This window comes from Streptomyces sp. NPDC026417, from assembly GCF_055567695.1.
Genome location: NZ_JBVHPY010000043.1, coordinates 24010 through 30630 on the forward strand (window position 1 = coordinate 24010; position 6621 = coordinate 30630).

Consider the following 6621-nt stretch of genomic DNA (forward strand, 5'->3'; position numbering starts at 1 on the left):
GCGTCCTTTCGCTAGAGGGACTGCAGGGAGACGGCGGCGGGTGCGGGCACCGCGGATTCCGGCACCGGCACCGGTGCGGGCGGGGGTGGGGCGGGCAGGGGGCCGAGCCGGGCCTCCAGGCGGCGGGCCACGCTCAGCACCAGGTCGTCGGCGCCGACGGGGCCGGCCAGCTGCACGCCGGCGGGCAGGCCGGCGTGGGTCAGTCCGGCGGGCAGCGACAGGGCGGGCTGGCCGGTCATGTTGAAGGGGTAGGAGGCCGGCGCCCAGGCCAGCCACAGCAGGTCGCGGGGGTCGGCGGCCCAGGCGGGTCCGATGGCGTGGGCGTCGAAGGGCTCGATGGGCACGGTCGCCATGGCCAGCAGGTCGTAGCGGTCCATGACCGAGCGCAGGGTGGCGCGCAGTTGCTGGCGGACCTCTTCGGCGCGCATCACCGCGGCCCCGCTGAGGGTGCGTCCGTGCCGCACGATCTCCAGGCGGCCCGGATCGCACCACGCCTCGTCCTCGGGGGCGGTGCCGGCGGCTTCGGAGGCGGCCAGGATGTCGACCAGGGCCGGGTACAGGTTCGTGCAGCGGACCTCGACGTCCTCCACCCGGTGGCCCTGCTCGGCCAGGGCGGTGCGGGCCCGGCCGGTGACGCGGCGGATCTCCTCGCTGGTGCCCTCGTACTCGATCCAGCCGATGCGCAGGCTGCGGTCCTTTCGGGGGGCGTCCAGCGAGCCGAGCCCGGAGTCGGGGTCCGCGGGGTGGGGGCCGGAGACGATGCGGGCCAGCAGGGCGGCGTCGGCGACGGTGCGGGCCAGCGGGCCCTGGTGGGCGAGGCGGTCGGCGCCGCTGGGGACGTAGGGCACCCGGCCGTAGGAGGGCTTGTAGCCGACCACGCCGCAGAACGCGGCGGGGATCCGGATGGAGCCGGAGCCGTCGGTGCCCAGCGAGGCGTCGCACAGGCCGCCGGCCAGGGCGGCGGCGGCGCCGCCGCTGGAGCCGCCCGCGGTCAGGGCGGGCCGGTAGGGGTTGCGGGTGGGGGCGCCGACGCGGCCGACGGTGGAGGCGCTCCAGCCGTACTCGGAGGTGGTGGTCTTGCCGACGACGATCGCGCCGGCCGCGCGCAGCCGGGCCACCGCGGGCGCGTCCTGGCGCGGGCGGGGGTTGGGCAGCAGCGAGCCGCGGGTGGTGGGCAGGTCGCTGGTCTGCAGCAGGTCCTTGACGGAGACGGTGGCGCCCAGCAGCGGCATCTGCTGCCAGGCGTCGGCGCCGTGGCGGCGGATGCGCGCATCGGCCTGCTCGGCGGCCGCCAGGGCCGCCTCGCCGGCGACGGCGACGTAGGAGCCGAGCGGGTCGCGGCCGATGGCGGCCAGGACGGCGCCGACGTGGTCGGTGACCGAGAGCTCGCCCCGGCGCAGGAGATCGAGGGTGTGGCGAAGGCCGCGGGCGGTCATCTCTTCTCAGCTCTCCTTGTCATGCGGCGCGCAGCTGACGGACGGCCGGGCGCCGGCGCCTTGCGCCCCCGCCGAACACGGCGGGGGCGGGGGCGGAGTGCGGGCCGGCCCGGCCGGGCGGGTCAGGACGCACGGCGGGCCGGCCCGGTCTCGGCGGCGGCCGCGGGGGCGGCGCCGGTGATGGTCTGCCAGTGCCAGGCGGAGTCGAAGGCGGTGACCTCCAGCGGCTCGCCGGCGGCGACCAGGGCGGCGGCCTCTGCGGTGGCGCGGGCCAGGAACGCCGACACCTGGTGGGCGGCGAGCAGGTCCTGCTCGCCGAAGGGGGTGCCCTCGCAGCGCAGCAGCCTGAGGTCCAGGAAGCCGTTGAAGCGGCGTTGGTCGACCTCGACGGCCTGCGGGGAGCGGATGGAGAAGCGCACCTTGTTGTTGACGTGTCCGTGGTGGTGCTGGTCGGAGTAGAACGCGACGTCGGGCAGCGTGGGCGGCACGAAGTGGTCGCGGGCCAGGACCTCGGGCACCCGGGGCACGTTGCCCGCCACGAAGTGCCAGGAGTTGTACTGCATCCGGGAGGACATCGCCCAGGCGGTGTCGGCCAGGGCGGCGTCGGAGTCGGCGAAGTGCCGGCGGGCCTCGGGGCGCGGCACCACGCAGCAGAAGAAGTGGGTGATGTCCCAGTCGCACAGCTGCGCCCAGCGTTCCTCGCGCAGCGCGGTGATCAGCGCGGGCAGGGAGCGCATGCCGCGGCTCATCGCGAAGTCGGCCTCGAAGACGTCGGCGCAGGCGGCGACCGTCTCGTAGACCACGCTTTCCAGGCCGGTGGCGAAACCGCCGTGCGGGCGGGTCAGCCAGGCCGGGGAGGCGGCCACGGAGTCGGCGAGGTCGGCCAGGGTGGTGCCGCGCAGGGCGAGCCGGTCGCGCAGCGCGGCGGCCATCGCCTTCTCCCGGGAGCGGGCCGGCACGCCGGCCGGCTCGGCCACCCGTTCGATCTTGTGCATGAGGGCGCCGTGGATCTCGCGGTACAGGCGCGGGGCGGTGTCCGGGCGGCGGCGGCGGGCGGACAGGGCCAGGGCCAGGTCGCTGAGCGCCTCGACGGTTGCGCAGGCGGCGGCGGGTACCGCGTCGTGCGGGGCGAGGGTGTTGTAGCCGCGGCGGATGCGCTCCAGCATGTGGGCGACGTGGGCGACGCTCAGCTGGGTGCCGTTGGCCTCCTCGACGCGTCCGTAGCCGGCCGAGCGGATCAGCAGGGTCAGGCACACCAGCAGCTGCACGTCCTGGTCCGACCACAGGGCCAGGGGCAGCTTGTGCAGGGCGCTGAGCGCGCAGTCGGGGTGGCCGGGCCACAGCGTCTTGCCGGTGAGGGTGTTGGCCTCGCGGAAGTTGGTGTACTGCTTGTGCTCCTGGTAGAGCACGAACGGGGCGGTGCGCAGCGCGGCTTCCTTGGCCTGCTCCAGCAACTCCTCACGCCCCGCGGGCCCTTGGGCCTCAAGCCAGCGCCGGCAGTCGGCGATCGCGGCGGCCTGTTCGGCGGCGGCCTGCTGGAGGTGGCGCTGGTAGGCGTCGAGGACGGCGCGGCTCCAGGGCACCCGGCGCACCCCGCCGACCAGGCCGCGCTCGCCGAGCGGGCCCTGGGAGGGCACCCGCAGGGCGATCCGGCCGGTGGTGGTCAGGGCGATCTCGCCGACGAAGGCCGGCTCCTCCCCCGCATCCCCACCCGCATCCGCGGCCGTGTCCGTGTTCGCGGCCGTGTCCTGGGTGGGGCCGGGGGTGCGCCAGGTCAGCCCGCACAGGGCGGCCAGGGCGGCCTCCTCGCGGCCGTCCAGGGCCCGCAGTTGCACGTCGGCGGGCACATGCCCGTCCAGGGTGAGCAGGACCTGGGTGAAGGAGCGCAGGTCCTGGTGCTCGCCGGCGCGCTGCCAGGCCCGCTTGAGCAGGCCCGGGAACCCGGCGTCCGGCTCGCTCTCGCGGTCGGGTTTGAGGGTGGTGCCGGCCGGGGTGCCCAGCCGGGAGGGGCGGCGGCTGATGCGCTTTTTGGCGTTGGCCGCGCGGCGGGAGCCGGGTTCGGCGGGGCCGGTCATGACGCGGCCTTCGTGGTCAGCTCGATGTGGTTCCACAGGCTGTCGTCGGTGGGCGTCCAGTCCTCGTCGACGTAGATGCAGTCCACCGGGCACTCCAGCACGCAGGAGGGGCAGCCCGAGCACAGTTCGGGGATGATCACGACGTCCAGGCCGCGGTCGAAGATGGCGCCGAACTCCGCGGGGCAGCCCCGCAGGCAGGAGTCACAGGTGATGCACTCGGACTTCTCGATGCGGCGCGGCGGCTTCTTCCAGGTGTCCGAGCGGGTGCGCTCGGCGATCCGCCGGGCCCGTTGGGACAGTGCAGCCGGCGAAGCATTCTTTTCCACGAGCGTGACCCCTTATTTGAGTCGTGTCGACCACAGCCGGACCTGACGTGTCCCAGCGTCACCGGGTGTTCTGGACCGGCCTTGGAGTGCGGGTGGGGGGCTGCTGGAGCGGTGCGCTCCCGGCGCCCGCGAGGTCGAGCAGCAGCTGCTTGACGGCCGTTGCGGGCAGGGGCGCGCCGACCGCGCCGGGCTCGGAGCACACCAGCAGCGGGCCGTCGTCGCTGTGGCGGGGCAGCAGGCCGTGGCTGCCGCGCACGGGCGAGGGGTCGAGAGGCACGACGGCCATCCGGTAGCGCATGCCGAGTTTCTTGCGGGCCAGTGCCCCGGCGGCCTTGAGCTTGACGTAGGGGTCCTCGGGGTCGAGGAAGAGTTCGGCGGGGTCGTAGCCGGGTTTGCGGTGGATGTCGACGAGGCGGGCGAAGTCGGGAGCGCGGGCGTCGTCGAGCCAGTAGTAGTAGGTGAACCAGGCGCCCGGGGCGGCGAGCGCGACGAGGTCGCCGGAGCGTTCGTGGTCCAGGTGGTGGGCCTTCTTGCCGTCCTCGTCCAGGAGTTGCCCCAGGCCGGGCAGCCCGGCGAGGGCCTCCTGCACGGCCGTGAGGTCCTCGGGGCGGCGGACGTAGACGTGGGCGATCTGGTGGTCGGCGACGGCGAAGGCCCGCGAGGCGCCGGTGTCGAGGTATTCCATGCCGTCCTGCGTGTACACCTCCAGCAGGCCCGCGCGGCGCAGGGCGCGGTTGATGTCCACGGGCTGCTCGGCGCGGGTGATGCCGTACTCGGAGAGCGCCACCACGGTGCGGCCCGCGGCGCGGGCGTCGTCGAGGAGGGGGGCCAGTACGCGGTCGAGGTCCGCGGCGGCCCGCAGGGAGCGCGGGTCGTCGGGGCCGTAGCGCTGCAGGTCGTAGTCGAGGTGGGGCAGGTAGGCCAGGGTCAGGTCGGGGCTGCGGGTGGCCATGAGGTGTCGGGTGGCGTCGACGATCCACTGCGAGGACGGCAAGCCGGCGCCCGGCCCCCAGTAGGTGAACAGGGGGAACGTGCCGAGTTTCGCGGTGAGTTCGTCGTGCAGGGCGGGCGGGCGGGTGTAGCAGTCGGGTTCCTTGCGGCCGTCGGCGTAGTAGACGGGGCGGGGGGTGACGCACCAGTCGGTGTCGGCGCCCATCGCATACCACCAGCAGATGTTGGCGACCGTGTAGCCGGGGTGGGTGCGGCGGGCGGCGTCCCAGACGCGTTCGCCGTCGATGAGGCGGTGGCTCTGGCGCCACAGCAGTACTTCGCCCAGGTCGCGGAAGTACCAGCCGTTGCCGACGATGCCGTGCTCGGCGGGGGTGGCGCCGGTCAGGAAGGTCGCCTGGACGGAGCAGGTCACCGCGGGCAGCACCGGTTGGAGGGGGGCGCTGGAGCCGTGGGCGGCCAGTGCGGCCAGGCGGGGCATGTGGGCGAGGAGGCGGGGGGTGAGCCCGACGACGTCCAGCACCAGCAGCGGGGCGGGGGGTGTCATGACAGCTCCTTGAGGCCGTGGCCGGTCAGCAGGTCGCGGGCGAGGGCGAGTTCGGCGGCGATACCGTCGGCGAGACGGTCCGCGTCGCGGGGGCGCGCTCCTGCGGGCAGCGCCGGCCAGGTGTAGGTCTCCACCTCCAGGTGCCGGCACCTGGCCCGCTCGCCGCCCACCAGGACCTCCAGCGTCTGCTCCAGGACGGGCAGGGTGGAGGTCAGCGGCGGGAGGGGGGCGGTGTGCAGGGGGATGTGGACGTGGGTGCGCCAGGGTGCGGTGTCGGGCAGGGCGTCGTGGTGGAGGGCCTGGCCGAGGTCGTCGGTGCCGTGCAGGACTCCGGCGCCTGTGCGGGTGCGGGTCTGGTGCAGGAAGCGGGGTTCGTCGTAGGCGGCCAGGGCCGCGCGCACCTCGGGGCGGGCGGGGTGTTCGGCGTGCAGGGCCGCGGACAGCTGCGTCTTGACGATGTCCACGCCCGCGGCATGCAGGGCGGCCAGCGCGCCGCGGGGCTGCTCGAAGGAGGTCGCCAGGTGGCAGGTGTCCACGCAGATCCCGACCCGGGGATGGTGCAGCGCGCTCAGCGGGCGAATCGCCTCGGCGGTGGTTTCCACCGCGCAGCCCGGTTCGGGTTCCAGGGCCAGACGGATGGAGCGGCCGGTCCGTTCCTCCAGGGCGTCGAGGCGTTCGGCGAGGGTGGCCAGCGCGGTGGCCGCGGCCGCCGCCCGCGGGGCGTCGTGGGCGGTGCGCCAGGCGAGGGGCAGGGTGGAGATGCTTCCCTCGGTGACGTCGTCGGGCAGCAGCGCGGCCAGCACCCGGGCCAGCGCGGTCGTGTACTGCAGGCGTTCGGGGTCGGCCCAGTCGGGCCGGTAGACGCGGTGCTTGACCGCCTCGTCGCCGAAGCCCTGGTAGGGGAAGCCGTTGAGGGTGACGACTTCCAGGCCGCGGCGGTGCAGTTCGGTGCGCAGCGCCGCGAGGGCGCGCGGGTCCTGGTCCAGGGTGTATGCGGCGTCCTTGGCCAGCCACAGGCCGATGCCCAGACGGGTCACGCCCAGGCGGCGGCGGACGGGTTCGCAGTGGGCGGCGAGCTGGGCGGTGACCCCGTCGAGGGTTTCGGCCGGGTGCACGTTGGTGCAGTAGGCGAGGTGGAGGAGTGTGCCGTCCCGGTGGCGAAAGCGCACCTCACACGGCTCCGGCCGGTGCGGCGGGGGCGCCGCGGAGGACGGAGTTGCCCTCGTGGGTGGCGGCGGTGCCGGCGACGTCGAGGCTGAGGCGTCCGCTCAGGGAGTAGAAGGCGACCG

Annotated in this window: 5 protein-coding genes and 1 pseudogene; all 6 read right to left on the minus strand. The window is 74.8% G+C overall.

Features of this window, described 5'->3' with window-relative positions:
- Nucleotides 1-11: 11 nt before the first annotated feature.
- Complete coding sequence (locus tag ACZ4NT_RS36685) at nt 12-1436, minus strand: amidase (RefSeq protein WP_467729651.1); 1425 nt, start codon at nt 1434-1436, stop codon at nt 12-14.
- A 122-nt stretch (nt 1437-1558) separates the two neighbouring features.
- Nucleotides 1559-3511 (minus strand): hypothetical protein, encoded by a 1953-nt coding sequence (locus ACZ4NT_RS36690; RefSeq protein WP_467729653.1) that lies wholly within the window; start codon nt 3509-3511, stop codon nt 1559-1561.
- Nucleotides 3508-3837: a 4Fe-4S dicluster-binding protein gene (locus tag ACZ4NT_RS36695; RefSeq protein WP_121407640.1), complete on the minus strand. Its 330-nt coding sequence runs from the start codon at nt 3835-3837 to the stop codon at nt 3508-3510. Before ACZ4NT_RS36695 ends, ACZ4NT_RS36690 begins: the two co-directional genes overlap by 4 nt.
- A 58-nt stretch (nt 3838-3895) precedes the next feature.
- Nucleotides 3896-5332 (minus strand): nucleotide pyrophosphatase/phosphodiesterase family protein, encoded by a 1437-nt coding sequence (locus ACZ4NT_RS36700; protein WP_467729655.1) that lies wholly within the window; start codon nt 5330-5332, stop codon nt 3896-3898.
- Nucleotides 5329-6501 carry a metabolite traffic protein EboE gene (gene eboE / locus ACZ4NT_RS36705; RefSeq protein WP_467729657.1) on the minus strand — a complete coding sequence of 391 codons (1173 nt, stop codon included), beginning with the start codon at nt 6499-6501 and terminating at the stop codon, nt 5329-5331. The genes ACZ4NT_RS36700 and eboE overlap by 4 nt, the downstream gene beginning before the upstream one ends.
- A 1-nt stretch (nt 6502) precedes the next feature.
- Nucleotides 6503-6621: pseudogene (locus ACZ4NT_RS36710) on the minus strand (TatD family hydrolase); the annotation flags it as partial.

Coding starts and splice junctions, on each gene's coding strand:
- ACZ4NT_RS36685 (WP_467729651.1), bottom strand. CDS start 1,436: ATGACCGCCCGCGGCCTTCGCCACACCCTCGATCTCCTGCGCCGGGGC.
- ACZ4NT_RS36690 (WP_467729653.1), bottom strand. CDS start 3,511: ATGACCGGCCCCGCCGAACCCGGCTCCCGCCGCGCGGCCAACGCCAAA.
- ACZ4NT_RS36700 (WP_467729655.1), bottom strand. CDS start 5,332: ATGACACCCCCCGCCCCGCTGCTGGTGCTGGACGTCGTCGGGCTCACC.